11 protein-coding genes are annotated in these 12,947 nt (G+C 63.3%); 1 reads left to right on the forward strand and 10 read right to left on the reverse strand.

Annotated elements, in window-relative coordinates:
• Window positions 1–143 precede the first annotated feature (143 nt).
• The 3 genes from phnA to EN994_RS03940 all read right to left on the reverse strand — a co-directional run bounded on the left by phnA (window position 144) and on the right by EN994_RS03940 (window position 4,450).
• Complete coding sequence (phnA, locus tag EN994_RS03930; protein WP_063167533.1) at window positions 144–1,400, reverse strand: phosphonoacetate hydrolase; 1,257 nt, start codon at window positions 1,398–1,400, stop codon at window positions 144–146.
• A gap of 24 nt (window positions 1,401–1,424) precedes the next feature.
• The gene (locus EN994_RS03935; RefSeq protein ID WP_063167532.1) at window positions 1,425–2,624 is read right to left on the reverse strand and encodes a 2-aminoethylphosphonate--pyruvate transaminase; all 1,200 of its coding nucleotides are present in this window, start codon (window positions 2,622–2,624) and stop codon (window positions 1,425–1,427) included.
• A gap of 125 nt (window positions 2,625–2,749) precedes the next feature.
• A complete protein-coding gene (locus EN994_RS03940) occupies window positions 2,750–4,450 on the reverse strand; it encodes a Na/Pi cotransporter family protein (RefSeq protein ID WP_063167531.1) in 1,701 nt (566 codons plus the stop codon).
• Window positions 4,451–4,605: 155 nt separating this feature from the next.
• Here EN994_RS03940 and EN994_RS03945 point away from each other — a divergent pair, with 155 nt between their 5' ends.
• On the forward strand, window positions 4,606–5,475 hold the full coding sequence (locus EN994_RS03945) for a LysR substrate-binding domain-containing protein (RefSeq protein WP_013533042.1): 870 nt from the start codon (window positions 4,606–4,608) through the stop codon (window positions 5,473–5,475).
• Here EN994_RS03945 and EN994_RS03950 read toward each other — a convergent pair.
• The 7 genes from EN994_RS03950 to EN994_RS03980 form a co-directional block, all read right to left on the reverse strand.
• Entirely contained in the window at window positions 5,472–7,949 is a 2,478-nt protein-coding gene (locus EN994_RS03950) for an FAD-dependent oxidoreductase (RefSeq protein ID WP_063167530.1), read from the reverse strand. The two genes, EN994_RS03945 and EN994_RS03950, sit on opposite strands and share 4 nt — an antisense overlap.
• 77 nt (window positions 7,950–8,026) lie before the next feature.
• The gene (locus EN994_RS03955) at window positions 8,027–8,821 is read right to left on the reverse strand and encodes a DeoR/GlpR family DNA-binding transcription regulator (protein ID WP_063167529.1); all 795 of its coding nucleotides are present in this window, start codon (window positions 8,819–8,821) and stop codon (window positions 8,027–8,029) included.
• A 75-nt stretch (window positions 8,822–8,896) separates the two neighbouring features.
• A complete protein-coding gene (locus tag EN994_RS03960) occupies window positions 8,897–9,553 on the reverse strand; it encodes a GntR family transcriptional regulator (protein ID WP_063167528.1) in 657 nt (218 codons plus the stop codon).
• Between the two features lie 189 nt (window positions 9,554–9,742).
• Window positions 9,743–10,621: an SMP-30/gluconolactonase/LRE family protein gene (locus EN994_RS03965; protein WP_013533046.1), complete on the reverse strand. Its 879-nt coding sequence runs from the start codon at window positions 10,619–10,621 to the stop codon at window positions 9,743–9,745.
• Between the two features lie 46 nt (window positions 10,622–10,667).
• Window positions 10,668–11,630, reverse strand: a complete 963-nt coding sequence (locus EN994_RS03970; RefSeq protein ID WP_063167527.1) for a 3-keto-5-aminohexanoate cleavage protein — start codon at window positions 11,628–11,630, stop codon at window positions 10,668–10,670.
• Window positions 11,627–12,574 (reverse strand): 3-hydroxyacyl-CoA dehydrogenase, encoded by a 948-nt coding sequence (locus tag EN994_RS03975; protein ID WP_063167526.1) that lies wholly within the window; start codon window positions 12,572–12,574, stop codon window positions 11,627–11,629. Before EN994_RS03975 ends, EN994_RS03970 begins: the two co-directional genes overlap by 4 nt.
• 10 nt (window positions 12,575–12,584) lie before the next feature.
• Window positions 12,585–12,947: SDR family oxidoreductase (locus EN994_RS03980; protein WP_127307402.1), on the reverse strand; the 363-nt coding region annotated here is incomplete at its 5' end.

Raw genomic sequence — 12,947 nt, forward strand, 5'->3', positions numbered from 1 at the left:
GGAGAGGAAATCAGGCGAGGTCAGTGCCTCAACGTTTCCAGGTTAAGCCGCGGCTAACCCTGGCGCCTTTCCTCTCCCCCGTCGATCGGGGGAGAGGTGCCGAGCGAAGCTCGGCGGAGTGGGGGTCGACAATCACGCTCGACTCAAGCCAGCGCCGCCGCCATGGTGGCGTAGTAGAAGGCATCGAAATTGCGCAGCGTCGGCTCGTTCGGAAATTCCGGCAGCACACGATTGACGATGAACGGCACCTCCTGCTCGGTCAGCCCGCCATGCGACCGTAGCGGCTCGTTCAGAGCCGCCAGGTCATGGCGATGTTCCGAGGTGCCGATCGTCTTGTTCTCGGTCGAGATCAGCACGATGTCGCCGATGCGATCGGCCGGCAGTTCGAAGCGCTCGCAGGCGGTCGGGCTGTCGACGACCAGCATGATGCTATCGATCTTGGCCAGCCTGGCCATGATATCGGCCTGGTCGGCGCCATCAGGCAGATAGGCGGTGGCGAAGGAACCCAGCGCGCCATGATGCACGACATAGGGGTCGGTGATCGGCAGGATGACGCGGGCGGCATCTTTGCCCAGCCACTCGTCGAGAAGGTCCTGGACATAGACGACATCAGGCGAACCGTCCGCCTTGTGCTTGGGCTTCATGCCATGGTCGGCGGTGACGACGATGGCAGCACCCAGCGCATCGAGCTCGGTCAGGTATTTGTCGAACATCTCGTAGAAGGCGTTGGCCTGCGGCACGCCGGGCGCATATTTGTGCTGCACATAGTCGGTGGTCGTCAGATACATGATGTCGGGGCGGAATTCCTTCAGCAGCTGGACGCCGGCGGCGAAGACGAATTCCGACAGCTCGGCCGAATAAACCTCCGGCACCGGCAGCCCAAAGTGCTTCGAGGCATTGTCGATGCCGTGCTCGGCCTTGCTGGTGGTGTCGGATTTTTCCGCAGAGAAGCACAGCGCGCGGCCTTCGTCGAAGGCGAGGCCCTTGCCGAGCAGCGCACGCAGCTTGTCCTTGGCGGTGACCACGGCGACCTTGGCGCCGGCATCGTAGAAGGCCTGGAAGATGGTCGACGCGCGCAGGAAGCGCGGGTCGTTCATCATCACTTCCTTGCCGGTCTCGCGCTCATAGAGATAGTTGCCGCAGATGCCATGCACCGACGGCGGCCGGCCGGTGGCGATCGACAGATTGTTGGGGTTGGTGAAGCTCGGAATGACAGAGTGCGCAAAGCGCACCGTGCCCTTCTGCTTGATCCTGACCAGAGCCGGCATCAGCCCGGCCTTTATCGCTTCGTCGAGATAGGCCGGCTCGCAGCCGTCAAGGCAGATGGCGATCGCCGGCACGCGCGGCCAGGCATAGGTGCGGCCGTTGACCGACACGGTGACAGGAGACATCTGGTTCATCTGATATCCTCGAAGTCGGCCGCTTCAGGCGGCGAGTTTGGCGCGTTCGGCAAGTGCCGCGGCGGGTGGGGCGGCGGTGTCGACGCCCATTTCATGAAGCGAGAACGCTGCCGCCTCGACGACGCGGCGCATGACATGTTCGTCCATCTGGCCGATGCAGCCGACGCGGAACGAATCCACGGCGGTCAGCTTGCCCGGATAGATGATGAAGCCCTTGTCCTTCATCAGGTCGTAGAAACGGTCGAACGCGAAACTGGCATGAGCCGGGTTGAAGAAGGTGACGATGATCGGCGACAGCCAGCGATCCCGGAGCAGTGTCTCGAAACCGAGGTCGCGCATGCCGGCCACCATAACGTCGCGGTTCCTCGTATAGCGGGCGCCACGGCCGGCGACGCCGCCTTCGGCCTCATGCTGGCGCAGTGCTTCGAGGAAGGCGGCCACGACATGCGTCGGCGGCGTGTAGCGCCACTGGCCGGTCTTGTTCAGGTGCGCCCACTGGGCGTGGACATCGAGCGACAGCGAATGGCTCCTGCCTTTGGCGGCCTCCAGTTCGCTCTTGCGCGCGATGATGAAGCCAAAACCCGGAACGCCTTCGATGCACTTGTTGGCGGACGAGACCATCGCCTCATAGCGGATTTCGTTGACGTCGAGCGCCACGGCGCCGAACGCACTCATGGAATCGACCAGCAGCTTGCGACCCTTGGCATGGACGGCTTCGGCAATTTCAGCGACCGGGTTGAGGATGCCGGAACTGGTCTCGCAATGGATGGCGATGACATGGGTGATATCAGGGTCGGCCGCGAGGGCCGCTGCCACCTCGTCGCCGCGCGGGGGCAGATAGTCACCCTTGTCGATCAGCGTATAGGCGCGGCCGAGATACTGCATGGTCTGCGCGGCGCGCAGGCCGTAGGCGCCGTTGGCCAGCACAAGAACCTTGCCGTCCCTGGGCACGAACGACCCCAGCATCGCTTCGACGCAGAAAGAACCGCTGCCTTGCATCGGCACGCAGTCGAACTCATCGTTCCTGTCCCCGGTCAGCGCCAGCAGCCGGCGACGCATATCCGATGTCATGGCGCGGAAGTCGCCGTCCCACGATCCCCAGTCGCGCAACATCGCCTGCTTGACCGAATAGGCCGTGGTGAGCGGCCCCGGGGTCAGAAGATACGGCTCGCCCAGCGCCGGGCTGGCCAGCGGCTCCGCGGCAAATTTCGTCTCGGCGAGCATGTTGTCCTCCGCTCGATCTGCGTTCGATGTGGCCTTATTCTTGGCCTGAATGATCTATTTGTAAAATCGTTATTTTGTATCGATGTATAGATTTTAGTGATGGCCTGCCGGGCGGGAATCCGTCCTCAGGCCATTGCAGGAGCCCTCACTTCCGCAGCCCCTCTCGCCAGCCGGCTTTCGAGCAGATCACCGCTCTGCGTCAGCAAGGGATAAGCGACCGAGGCCATCAGCGAGTTGATCTCCTTCAGCGCCCGCACGGCCTCCAGGTGGATGTCGCTGGTGTCGATGCTCTGCGGCATTCCCGATTGCAGGCGCTTGAGGTGACGGTCGTGGCTCGTGCGTTCCAGTCTGCGCATCCGCTCCTTCTCGACGACGAGTTGCCGCGCCGAATCGAGATCGCTCGACACCAGCACATTGAGTGCAAGCTGCATGTTGGCCATGACACGGTTGTGAAGCCCGGCCAGTTCGCTCCAGCCGTCGCGTGAGAAGCGCAGGTTCTTGTCACGCAGCTCCTGGGTGAGCACGAGCAGGTTCTTGGCGACGATGTCGCCGGCGCGTTCGAGATTGATGGCGAAGTCGGTGAGCTCGATGCCGCGCTGCGCTTCGGCCACGCTCATGCTGCCGCGATTGACTTCGGCAATGTAGAGCTTGATTTCGGTATGGGCGCGGTTGACCTCCTCATCGAGTTTTTGAGCCTGGCGTATCTGGTCGCCGGTGCCGGCGTCGAAGAAATCCATCACTGGGCGCAGCATCACCTCGACGACTTCGCCCATGCGCAGCAGCTCGCGGGTGGCACTGGCTAGCGCAAGACCGGGTGTGCGCATGACGGTGCGGTCGAGCGCGCTGGTGCGGCGCGACATCAGGTCTCCACCCTCTCCGGCCTTTGCCACCGGCCTGTCTGCGATCAACAAGGCGACCAGCCGCTCCATCATGCCGGTGAACGGCAAGCAGCAGATGACCAGCACCAGATTGAAGGCAAGGTGCAGGTTGACCAGCTGGCGGCCTTCGGTTGCGCCGAACAGATGCGCCGGGAAGGTCACGGCCTGAAGCGCGAACAAAGCCGCCAGCGCCGCCGTGCCGCGAAAGATCAGATTGCCGAGCGGGATACGGCGCGCCTCGACGGCTTCGCCGCGCGTCAGCCAAACCGCGATCAGCGCGCCGCCGCAATTGGCGCCGAGGATGAAGAACAGACCGACCTCGACCGGCAAGACGCCTTGTGCGGCAAGCGTGACGAACAGCAGGATCGCCGCGACGCTGGAGTGGATCAGCCATGTGAACAGGGCAGCGGCGGCAAAGGCGGTGAAATAGTCCGCGCGCAGATAGGAGATCACCAGTGGCAGCAAGGTGCTCTGCCGCATCGGTGCGGTCGCCTCGCCGATCATATGCAGCGACAACAGGACGAAGGCGACCCCCATCAGGATTCGCCCGCTATGCCTGATGCCAGCCACTTCGAACTTCAGGGCCATCGCGCCGCCGACCAGGATCAGCGCCGGCACAAGCCAGCTGAGGTCGAACGACAGCACCTGCACGACCAGGGCGGAACCGAGATCGGCGCCCAGCAGGATCGCCAGCCCGGCCGACACCGAAACCATGCCGCTGGCGGCAAACCCGGCCGCCAGGATAGCGACGGCGGTCGAGCTCTGCAGCAGCACGGCAAGCACGGTGCCGACGCCGGCCGATCTGATCCGCTCACCCCGGGCTTGCCTCAGGGCATCACGCAAAGCGGGCCCGCAGGCCCGCTCGACACCCGTGCGCACCATATGCACGGCCCAGAGCAGCAGCATGACCGCACCCGCCAGATGCAGCAGGATGATGGAAAATTGCATGGCGACGCCTCCGGTGCCAACGGCCGGCAGGGATGTCGACCCATGCTCAGGCTGAGGGTCGGCAAAACATAAGTCAAATCGTTCCTTTCGATCTTTTCCTAAGCAATCCTTATGATAAGATGTCGGCGATTTCAGAAGTGTCGGAGGCACGGGAGATGCGCTACGTCCAGTTGCGAGCCTTTCACCAGGTGGCCATCTGCGGTGGCTTTTCTCGCGCCGCCGAGGCGCTCTTCCTGACCCAGCCGGCGATCTCGGACCAGGTGCGCAAGCTCGAGGAAGAGTATGATGTGCTGCTGTTCAACCGGAACAAGAAGCAGGTCACGCTGACCCATTCGGGCCAGAAATTGCTCGAAATAACCCACCGCATGTTCGATACCGAGCAACAGGCGCTCGAACTCCTGACGGAGTCCCGCGCCCTGCGTTCCGGCACGCTGCGCATCGTCGCCGATGCCGCACATCATCTGCTTCATATTCTCGGCAGCTTCCGGGCCCGCTACCCCGGCGTGCAGGTTTCGGTGCGCGCCGGCAACACCGAGACGGTGATCAGCAGCCTCTACAGCTACGATGCCGATATCGGCGTGCTGGGCGAGGTGCCGACGGGGCGCGATTTCGAGGTGCTGAAACTCAACTCGACGCCGATCATCGCGTTTGCATCCGTCGACCACCCGCTGGCCGCGAAAAAGTCGCTCACCCTCAAGCAGCTCGCGCAGGAATCACTGGTCATGCGCGAGCGTGGATCGAAGACGCGTCAGAAACTCGAAGATCTCGCAGCCGCCTCGAAAATCGAATTGAGGCCGGCGATCGAAGCCGAGGGCCGCGAAGCCGTCCGCGAGATCGTCGCCTCGGGCGCCGGCATCGGCTTTGTCTCGGCGGCCGAATTCGGCCAGGATTCGCGGCTGGTGCCGATCACCATCGATGCTCCCGAGACCCTGATGGACGAGGCGTTGATCTGCCTGCGTGAACGCAGCGGCGGCAAACTGGTGCGGGCTTTCCTGGATATGGCGCGCTCGATGTCAGCGGATTAAGCGGCGGCCCTGATCTCCACCGCATCAGCCTTCACCCGCTCCGACTTCGGGTCGTAGGGGCTGCGCAGATGTGCTGTCGCGGCATGGCGAACGCCGGCAAGGTCGATCTCGAAACGACCACCGGTGAGAAATGCAGCGTCGACGCCCGCCTCGTTCTCGATCAGGCCGAGCGCCACCGAGCGGCCAAGCGTGTGGCCGTAGGCGGCCGAGCGGACTTCGCCGACCGGCTTGCGGTCGCGCAGGATCAGTTCGCCGCCCCACAGCATCGGCTCGGCATCATCGAGCGTGAACAGCACGATGCGTCTTGCCGGTGCTGCCGATGGCTTCGTCTCAACCAGCGCGTCGCGGCCGATAAAGTCACCTGGCTTGTCCATCGCCACGGCGAAGCCAAGCCCGGCCTGCCAGGGGTCGATATCAGGCGTCAACTCCCTGCCCCAGGCGCGAAAACCCTTTTCGATGCGCAAGGCATCGAGCGCATAGTAGCCGGCGTCCAGCAGACCGAATTCACGGCCCGCCTCATGCAACGCCTCATAGACGCCGACGGCGAATTCTGTCGGCACGATCAGTTCCCAGCCCAGTTCGCCGACATAGGTCATACGGTTGGCATAGGCGGTGGCATAGCCGATATCGATCTCGCGGATGGTGGCGAAGGGAAAGCCGGCGTTGGAAAGATCGGCCGAGGAGAGTTTGCCCAGCAGATCGCGTGATCGCGGTCCCATCAACGCCAGCACCGCGTAGGACGAGGTGACGTCGGTCACGATTGCATGCGCGTCGGATGGAATGTTTTTGACGATCCAGTCGGCATCGTGGACAGCTTGTGCGGACCCGGTGACGATGAGGAATTTCTCCGCGCCGAGCCGCATAACGGTGAGATCGCTCTCATAGCCACCGCGTGCATTGAGCACGCCCGTGTAAACAGACGTACCGTCCGGTACCTCAATATTTCCGGCGCAGATCCAGTTGAGCACGGCGCAGGCATCGCGGCCCTGCACGAGGAGCTTGGCGAAAGAGGTCTGGTCGAAGACGGCGACGGCTTCGCGTGTCGCCTTCATTTCGCGCTTGACCGCCTCGTGCCAGTTCTGGCGGCCGAAGGCATAGTCGTTCTCGGTCTTCTCTCCCGGTGCCGCGAACCAGTTGGCGCGCTCCCAGCCCATCTTGGAACCGAAGCAGGCACCTTTGGCGGCGACCCGGTCGTAGAGCGGCGAGCGGCGGAACGGCCGCGCCGTGTCCAGTTCACGGTTCGGCCACGGCATGGCGTAATGCAAGCCGAGCGTTTCCTTGACACGGTCATGCAGCCAGCGCGGATTGTTGTTGAAGGAGGCGAAACGCCTGATGTCGACCGGCCACAAATCCATGGTCGGCGCGCTGTTGACGATCCATTCCGCCAGCGCCCTGCCCGCGCCGCCGGCGCTGGCGATGCCCATGGAGTTGAAGCCGGCGCCGACATAGAAATTCTTCAGTTCCGGCGCCTCGCCGAGGAGAAAATTGTTGTCCGGCGTGAAGCTTTCGGGACCGTTGTAGAATTTCTTGACCTCGGCCTTGGCCAATTGCGGCACGCGGACCAGCGCGTTTTCCATCAGGATCTCGAACTGATCCCAATCGTCCGGCAACAGCGCGAACTCGAAATTTTCGGGAATGCCATTCATGCCCCACGGCTTGGCGTGCGGCTCAAAGCCACCCATGACCAGGCCGCCGACCTCTTCCTTGAAATAGATGAACCCGTCGGGGTCGCGCATGACCGGCAGGTCCGGATGCACGCCCTCGATCCTGCCGGTAACGATGTACATGTGCTCGGCCGAATGCAGCGGCACCGAGACGCCGCACATCAGCCCGACCTTGCGCGCCCACTGGCCGGCGCAATTGACGACGATCTCGGCGGCAATGTTGCCGCGGTCCGTCTCGACACCGCAGGCGACGCCGTTCTTCACGCTGATGCCGGTGACCTTGACCCGCTCGAAAATTTTCGCGCCGCGATTGCGCGCACCCTTGGCCAGCGATTGCGTGAGATCGGTCGGATTGGCCTTGCCGTCGCCCGGCAGCCAGACGGCTCCGACCAGATCGTCGGTCGCCATGACCGGCCATAGATCGGCCGCCTCCTTCGGCGAAATCACGTCGATCTCGACGCCTTGGGCGCGAGCCGATGCGGCCGTGCGCTTCAGCACCGTCATGCGGTCGGCGGTCCGCGCCACCGACAGCGAGCCACAATTCTTCCAACCGGTGGCGAGCCCGGTCTCGGCCTCCAGCTCGCCATAGAGCTGCGTGGAGTATTTGATCAGGCTGGTCATGTTGGAATGACTGCGCAACTGGCCGACAAGCCCTGCGGCGTGCCAGGTGGTGCCACCGCTGAGTTGCCCCTGTTCGAGCAGCACGACATCGGTCCAACCGAGCTTCGTCAGATGATAGGCGACCGAGCAGCCAATGATACCGCCGCCGACGATGACGACGCGCGCTTGCGTAGGGAATTCGTTTGCCATGGGACATCCTGCCGTTTTGACACCGGTTGGATCATAGCAGCCGAATTCCAAATATCAACACAAAATACCACAAAATATCACATCAAAGAGGCAATCATCAGCTCAGGCCCTTTGCGCGCAAGCGCTTCAGCGATGTCAGCCTGCGGTTTCGCGTCGACGATCACGCCGGCGGCGCGTTGAAAATTCGGAATCCTGAGCGGCGTCAGCTTTGCGAACTTGCTGCTGTCGAGAACGAAGTAGGTTTTGGCGGCAAGCGCGATCATGCGGCTGCGCTGTTCGGCGCCGGCGCGGGTGAAATCGGTCACCTCGCCGTCGGGCGACAGCGCGCCACCACCGAGGAACGCGATGTCGACGCGAAAGCGCGACATGGCTTCGAGCATGTCGATTCCCGAGGCCGCTTCCTCGCCCGGATCGACTTCGCCACCCAGCACATGCACGCGCATGCCTGAGACGTGGCACAGCAGAAGCGCGATCTTCAGGCTCGCCGTGCAGATGGTGAGATCGCGCAGGTCGGCCATGGCTTGTGCGATGGCCAATGTGGTGGTGCCGGAATCGAGGAACACCACCATGCCGTCCTTTACAAGACCGGCGGCCAGCCTGCCGATCGCGGCCTTGCCTCCGGCATTTTCGTGGCTGCGCAAGCTCATTGCCGGTTCGCTCGGCTCGAAGCGGGCGGCGCCGCCATGGACGATGCCGAGCCGTCCCTTATCCGACAGCAGCTTCAAATCACGGCGGATGGTTTCGCGCGAGACATCGAAGAACCCGGCCAGTTCGGCGACACTGACAGACCCCTGGGCGCCCAGCCGCCGCAGGATCTCTTCGTGGCGACGTGGAGCAAGGGCGCGCGCCGGCAGGCTGCTGTCGGGGGACATGATGATCCTCGGATCGAGTAGCGATGTTGCAATATGTGGCAGTGATCGTGCGCAGAGGCAACTCAAGCCATGTCGTCAGGATTTTCGCGACAGGCCATCTTCCCTGATCGCGCTGACCAGCGTCTCGCTTCCCTCGCGAAGATGCTGCCTCAGAATGCCTATGGCCCTGTCGCCGTCGCGCCGCCGGCAGGCGGCCAGCAGATCGCGGTGCTCCGTCTGCGAGCGGCTGCGATAGTCCAGGTTCGACAGCAGGATGCGGACGTAGCGATCGGCGGCATTGTGGTGCGCCTCGATTAAGGCCAGCAATCGATTGTTGCCGCAGGCATCGTAGAGAGCCAGATGAAAGGCACGGTTCAGCGCGCCCCATCGGCCGACATTGCGCTCCGCGTCGATCTGATCGAGAACCTGTTCCGCCTCGTCGAGCCTGTCACCGGCGAGATTGGGAAGCGAAAGCCGCAACGCCTCGCATTCGAGCAATTCGCGCAGTGCATAGATTTCACTGATCTCGGCGCTGTCCATCCGGGCGACCTGCGCGCCTTTTGTCGGATGGATGGAAACAATGCCTTCGGCTTCCAATTGGCGAAGGGCGTCACGAATTGGCATGCGGCTGAAGCCAAACTGCTCGGCCAATTCGTCCTGGCGCAGCGAAGTGCCCGCCTTGATGGTGCCACTGGCAATCGCTTCGCGCAGGACATTGGCGACCTGTTCGGCCACGGTTCGCGGCCCCTGCATCACGCTTTCCGCAAATCCTGGCAATCGATGCTCCCGTTTGACGCGGGGCGCTCAGCCTAACGGAAACCCCTCTGCATGGATATATGTATGCCTGTATATGCACACGTTCGGCATCAATTGCCAGACTTGCCCGAATTCCTGCGCCAAGGCCTGATCTGCGTATTTTACCGGCGCTTCGCTTGCCTGGCGTCAGCCGCCGAAGCGCGGTTCCGCAACGCCCCTAACGCCAAGGCCTGATATGGCGAACAGGCTGCCGCGCAAAACGCCGTCGCCGGGAAAACGCGGCAGCGGCGGCTTGGCCATCGAGGTGACGTAGAGGGTGTCGAGCTTCGGTCCGCCGAACATGACGCTGGTGATCTTCTTGACCGGCATGTCGATGATGCGATCGATGCTGCCATCGGGCGCGTAGCGCACCAGCCTTCCGTCATAGACCAGCGCATTCCAGAGATAGCCCTCGGCATCGACGGTCGAGCCGTCCGCCGCACCGCCTCGGCTGGTGTCGACGCGCACGAAGGTACGCCTGTTGGTGGCGGCACCGGTGGCGATATCGTAGTCGTAGGCCCATATCTCGCCGGTCCAGGTATCGGCGAAATAGAAGGTGCGGTCGTCGGGGCTCCAGCATGGACCGTTGGAGCAGATGATGCCGGAATCGATCCGGGTGACGGAAAAATCCGGATCGAGCCTGTAGAGACCGCCGGACGGCCCCTCTTCCATCGTATCCATGGAGCCGGCGAAGAAACGGCCGCGCCGGTCGACCTTGCCGTCGTTGAGCCGGTTCATCGGCTTGTCCGGCTCGGGATCGTGGATCAGCGTCACCTCGCCGGTGGCGAAATCGAGCAGATGGAAGCCGCGCTGCAGCGAGACGACAGCGCCGCCGCCGTCCTTGCGCAGCGCCATTGAGCCGATCTTCATCGGCACGTCCCATGACCGGATCTCGCGCCCGTCGGCGGTCGCCCGAAACACGCGCCCGTCGAAGCTGTCGATCCAGTAGAGTCGTTCCTGTTCGACGTCCCACAGCGGTCCTTCGCCCAGTGTGGTCTTCACGTCCACCACGACTTCGATCTTCATGCCGTCCTCCTCCGTTTTGCGTCTCGCGGCGATTGCTCGGGCCGCCTCAGAAAGCGACCTTGTCCCCGCCTTTCAATGACAGGATTTCGCGTGCCTCGTCGGGCGTCGCCACCTCCATGCCGAGTCCTTCGATGATCTTGCGGGCCAGCAAGACCTGCTCGGCGTTCGATTTGGCAAGCTTGCCCTTGCCCGCCCACAGACTGTCCTCCAGCCCGACGCGGATGTTGCCGCCAAGGGCCGCCGATTGCGCGGCGATGCGCAGTTGGCTGGCGCCGGCGCCCAGCACCGACCACCGGAACTGGTCGCCAAACAGCCGGTCGGCAGTGCGCTTCATATGGGCGACGTCTTCTGGATGCGTGCCGATGCCGCCGAGCAGCCCGAACACCGACTGCACGAAGAAAGGCGGCTTCACCAGCCCACGGTCGGCGAAGTGGGAAAGGTTGTACAGATGGGCGATGTCGTAGCACTCGAACTCGAAGCGCGTGCCGTTGTCGTAGCAGGTCGCCAGAATGTACTCGATGTCCTTGAATGAGTTGCGGAAGACGAGGTCGCGCGTCGCTTCCAGATGCGGCTTTTCCCAATCGAACTTGAAGGTCTCGTATTTGTCGGCCAGGTGATAGAGCCCGAAATTGATCGAGCCCATGTTGAGCGAGGCGACTTCCGGCTTGAACTGGGCGGCCGGGCGCACGCGCTCCTCGACCTTCATGTAGGGGCTGCCACCGGTGGTGATGTTGATGGCGGCGTTGGTGCCTTGCTTGACGCGCGGCAGGAAGCGGGCGAAGGCCTCCGGCGTTTGGTCGGGCTTGCCGGTTTCCGGATCGCGGGCATGCAGATGCAGGATCGCGGCACCGGCTTCCGCCGCCGCGATCGCCTCCGAAGCGATCTGGTCGGGCGTGATCGGCAGATAGGGCGACATGGTCGGCGTGTGGATGGCGCCCGTCACCGCGCAGGTGATGATGACCTTGCCCCTGGTCTGTGCAGGTCCCGGCTTGCGACTGGTTTGCGTCATTCTCCAAACTCCTGATCCGATTTTCTCTTGTGGGCGGCGAGCGCCATGAGCCGGCGGTCACGCCACACCTGCCGGTCGCCTAGGCTTTGCTGTGGCAGTCGCTTGCGGCGATCAGCCTCGACTGTATCGATGACCTTGCCGGCCCAGTCGACGCGCCGCTGCGTCTGGGGAAAGATGTTGGAATAGATGCCCTGATAGCGCTCGACATAGTCGCGCACGCCGCCGGGTGCATTGAGATCGATGGTCTCGAACGGCCCCATGAACGACCAGCGCAGCGCCAGCCCGTCGCGGATGCCGACGTCGACATCCTCGACACTGGCGTAGCCATCGGCGACAAGCCGGAAAGCTTCCTCAAGCAATGCGCCTTGCAGGCGATTCATGATGAAGCCGTCAAGCTCGTGCTGCATGACCAGTGGCGCGTGGCCGGCGTCGACGAGGAAGGCGCGGGTTCTCTCGACCGTCTCGGCCGAGGTCCACGGCGCCGGCACGATTTCGGCCGCCGGAATGAGATAGGGCGGGTTGATCGGATGCACGACCAGGCAGCGCTGCCGCCCTTGCAGATGGTCGGTGAATTTCGACGGCAACAGCGCCGAGGTGGAACTGGCGATGACTGTTCGCGGATCGGCAAGCGTGTCGATCAAGGAGAACACCTTGCGCTTCACCTCGAGATTCTCGGGCGTGTTCTCCTGGATATGCACGGCACCTGCCAACGCCTCTTCAAGCTCGGCGACAACGGAGATACGGTCAAGAACCTCACCGGCTTGCTGTCCCCGCAGAAGATCGTTCTGGGCGAGATCGCCGAGCACGCCGGCAATGTAGTCGCGGGCTCCACCTGGGGCAGTGGGCGACTGGTCCCACATCCGCACGTCATGGCCGGCGCGGGCGAAGCTGATCGCCCAGGCCCGCCCGATGAACCCGCTTCCGACGATCGCGACATTGGCCATGGTTTGTTCCTCAAAGTGTTTCGACGTTGCCGTCGACGCCGAGCGACTGGCCGGAAATGTTGATCCCCGCATCGGAGAGCAGGAAGGCGACCATCGACGCGACATCATAGGGGCTGGTCATGCGACGCAGCGAGATGTTCTGCAGATAGCGCCCGGTCATCTCCTCGTGGCTGATACCGACCTGCTTGGCGCGCGCCGAGATAACACCTTCGATGCGGGGGCCCTCGATGATGCCGGGCAGGATGGCGTTGACCCTGATGGCGTGCGGCCCGAGCTCTTTGGCCAAGCTTTGCGTGAAACCGATGACACCGAACTTGGCCGCCGAATAGGGTGTGCGGAAGGCGTAGCCATGGCGGCCGGCGGCCGACGACAT

Origin of the sequence: Mesorhizobium sp. M7A.F.Ca.CA.002.09.1.1, assembly GCF_003998555.1 — a bacterium.
Taxonomy (GTDB): domain Bacteria; phylum Pseudomonadota; class Alphaproteobacteria; order Rhizobiales; family Rhizobiaceae; genus Mesorhizobium; species Mesorhizobium ciceri.

Excerpts from the sequence above, each read along its gene's own strand:
- phnA (WP_063167533.1), bottom strand. The coding sequence starts at position 1,400 with ATGAACCAGATGTCTCCTGTCACCGTGTCGGTCAACGGCCGCACCTAT.
- EN994_RS03935 (WP_063167532.1), bottom strand. The coding sequence starts at position 2,624 with ATGCTCGCCGAGACGAAATTTGCCGCGGAGCCGCTGGCCAGCCCGGCG.
- EN994_RS03940 (WP_063167531.1), bottom strand. The coding sequence starts at position 4,450 with ATGCAATTTTCCATCATCCTGCTGCATCTGGCGGGTGCGGTCATGCTG.
- EN994_RS03945 (WP_013533042.1), top strand. The coding sequence starts at position 4,606 with ATGCGCTACGTCCAGTTGCGAGCCTTTCACCAGGTGGCCATCTGCGGT.
- EN994_RS03950 (WP_063167530.1), bottom strand. The coding sequence starts at position 7,949 with ATGGCAAACGAATTCCCTACGCAAGCGCGCGTCGTCATCGTCGGCGGC.
- EN994_RS03955 (WP_063167529.1), bottom strand. The coding sequence starts at position 8,821 with ATGTCCCCCGACAGCAGCCTGCCGGCGCGCGCCCTTGCTCCACGTCGC.
- EN994_RS03960 (WP_063167528.1), bottom strand. The coding sequence starts at position 9,553 with ATGCAGGGGCCGCGAACCGTGGCCGAACAGGTCGCCAATGTCCTGCGC.
- EN994_RS03965 (WP_013533046.1), bottom strand. The coding sequence starts at position 10,621 with ATGAAGATCGAAGTCGTGGTGGACGTGAAGACCACACTGGGCGAAGGA.
- EN994_RS03970 (WP_063167527.1), bottom strand. The coding sequence starts at position 11,630 with ATGACGCAAACCAGTCGCAAGCCGGGACCTGCACAGACCAGGGGCAAG.
- EN994_RS03975 (WP_063167526.1), bottom strand. The coding sequence starts at position 12,574 with ATGGCCAATGTCGCGATCGTCGGAAGCGGGTTCATCGGGCGGGCCTGG.